Source organism: Bartonella sp. PS17NMGDW (assembly GCF_042193555.1).
GTDB lineage: Bacteria > Pseudomonadota > Alphaproteobacteria > Rhizobiales > Rhizobiaceae > Bartonella > Bartonella grahamii.
This window is the reverse complement of record NZ_JBHILY010000025.1, coordinates 1-2,500: the sequence shown is the minus strand read 5'-3', so window position 1 is coordinate 2,500 and position 2,500 is coordinate 1. Positions and strand designations below refer to the sequence as shown.

The following is a 2,500-nucleotide window of genomic DNA, read 5'->3' as shown; positions in this document are numbered from 1 at the left end:
TAAAGCCATACACCGAAGATGTGGATTTACTCCTTAGGGAGTAAGTGGTAGCGGAGCGTTCCGTAAGCCTGTGAAGGGAGACTCGTGAGGGCTCCTGGAGGTATCGGAAGTGAGAATGCTGACATGAGTAACGATAAAGGGAGTGAGAGACTCCCTCGCCGAAAGTCCAAGGGTTCCTGCTTAAAGTTAATCTGAGCAGGGTGAGTCGGCCCCTAAGGCGAGGCCGAAAGGCGTAGTCGATGGGAACCACGTTAATATTCGTGGACCTGTGGGTAGTGACGGATTGCGTATATTGTAAGATCTTATTGGATTGATCTTGCAGTGAAGCAGTTCCAGGAAATAGCTCCCACATATAGACCGTACCCCAAACCGACACAGGTGGACTGGTAGAGAATACTAAGGCGCTTGAGAGAACTACGTTGAAGGAACTCGGCAAATTGCACGCGTAACTTCGGAAGAAGCGTGACCCTTTAGCGGGCAACCGTTAGAGGGTGGCACAGACCAGGGGGTAGCGACTGTTTACCAAAAACACAGGGCTCTGCGAAGTCGCAAGACGACGTATAGGGTCTGACGCCTGCCCGGTGCTGGAAGGTTAAGAGGAGATGTGCAAGCATTGAATTGAAGCCCCAGTAAACGGCGGCCGTAACTATAACGGTCCTAAGGTAGCGAAATTCCTTGTCGGGTAAGTTCCGACCTGCACGAATGGCGTAACGACTTCCCCGCTGTCTCCAACGTAGACTCAGTGAAATTGAATTCCCCGTGAAGATGCGGGGTTCCTGCGGTTAGACGGAAAGACCCCGTGCACCTTTACTATAGCTTTACACTGGCATTTGTGTCTGTATGTGTAGGATAGGTGGTAGACTTTGAAGCAGGGGCGCTAGCCTTTGTGGAGTCATCCTTGAAATACCACCCTTACCGATATGGATGTCTAACCGCAGTCCGTTATCCGGATTCGGGACCGTGTATGGTGGGTAGTTTGACTGGGGCGGTCGCCTCCTAAAGAGTAACGGAGGCGCGCGATGGTAGGCTCAAAACGGTCGGAAATCGTTTGTTGAGTGCAATGGCATAAGCCTGCCTGACTGTGAGACTGACAAGTCGAGCAGAGTCGAAAGACGGTCATAGTGATCCGGTGGTCCCGTGTGGAAGGGCCATCGCTCAACGGATAAAAGGTACGCCGGGGATAACAGGCTGATGACCCCCAAGAGTCCATATCGACGGGGTTGTTTGGCACCTCGATGTCGACTCATCGCATCCTGGGGCTGGAGCAGGTCCCAAGGGTATGGCTGTTCGCCATTTAAAGCGGTACGTGAGTTGGGTTCAGAACGTCGTGAGACAGTTCGGTCCCTATCTGCCGTGGGTGTTGGAATATTGACAGGATCTGTCCCTAGTACGAGAGGACCGGGATGGACGTATCTCTGGTGGACCTGTTGTGGCGCCAGCCGCATAGCAGGGTAGCTATATACGGAAGGGATAACCGCTGAAGGCATCTAAGCGGGAAACCCACCTGAAAACGAGTATTCCCTGAGAACCGTGGTAGACCACCACGTTGATAGGTCAGGTGTGGAAGTGTGGTAACACATGAAGCTTACTGATACTAATCGTTCGATCGACTTGATCGTTCTCATTTCCTATATCCATTCTTAAAATAACAGAAATATTTCCAGCTTCTCATCATTCATGCTTTTTGCTGACTTGGTGGTTATGGCGGAGTGAACGCACCCGATCCCATCCCGAACTCGGCCGTGAAACGCTCCAGCGCTGATGGTACTTTGCCTTAAGGCACGGGAGAGTAAGTCGCCGCCAGGTCTGCTAAAGGCATGATAGATAACAATTCAAAAATAAAAATGTAATCAGATCAATGCTCAATACTCAGAGTAGACAATAAAAAAATCTTGTTCTAAAATATGTGACGCGGGGTGGAGCAGCCCGGTAGCTCGTCAGGCTCATAACCTGAAGGCCGCAGGTTCAAATCCTGCCCCCGCAACCAAAGTTCCAAAACTAATAACTTCCATAAAAATCAAATCACATCTAAACATCACTCTGCAACCATAGTAGAACGTGAAAATATAAAAATGTACGTAAGCGAAAATGTTATAGAATAACCCTTCACTCAAACTTCCCCCTTTAGCTGTATAGGCTTAGGGCTTTTTAGAAATTGCGAGAGCACTATGGAAGAAGAATAAAACGTACAAACTGCCTAAAAACTATAAAAATATGACAAGGGGATGGGGTGGCTTGAAAATATTCCCTCTCTAAAAAATGCAATGCCCCATATAGACATGCCACTTGCTGCTGTTTGTTCACAATAGAGCGCAAAAAATAGCGCTTAACCTAGATTCCTCTCAAAAATTCTCTGATGCCTCTCAAAGTAACTTGAAAAAAAGCTCTTGTTCATCCGTAGCTGGTAGTAGAAGTTATGTATCCATTGCAGTAGAATCTTGGTTTTTATCAGGTTTGCTAACTTGTGTATCGGAACAGACAGAAAAAAAACGTAAGGGTG

1 tRNA gene and 2 rRNA genes (1 of these 3 cut by a window edge) are annotated in these 2,500 nt (G+C 48.2%); all 3 read left to right on the top strand.

Annotated features, from left to right (window positions below):
• A 23S ribosomal RNA gene (locus ACFIJK_RS08430) occupies positions 1-1,619 on the top strand (it extends 1,196 nt beyond the left edge of the window).
• Positions 1,620-1,691: 72 nt separating this feature from the next.
• Positions 1,692-1,806, top strand: a 5S ribosomal RNA gene (gene rrf, locus ACFIJK_RS08425).
• Positions 1,807-1,910: 104 nt separating this feature from the next.
• Positions 1,911-1,987 (top strand) — tRNA-Met (locus ACFIJK_RS08420).
• The last annotated feature ends 513 nt before the right edge of the window (positions 1,988-2,500 follow it).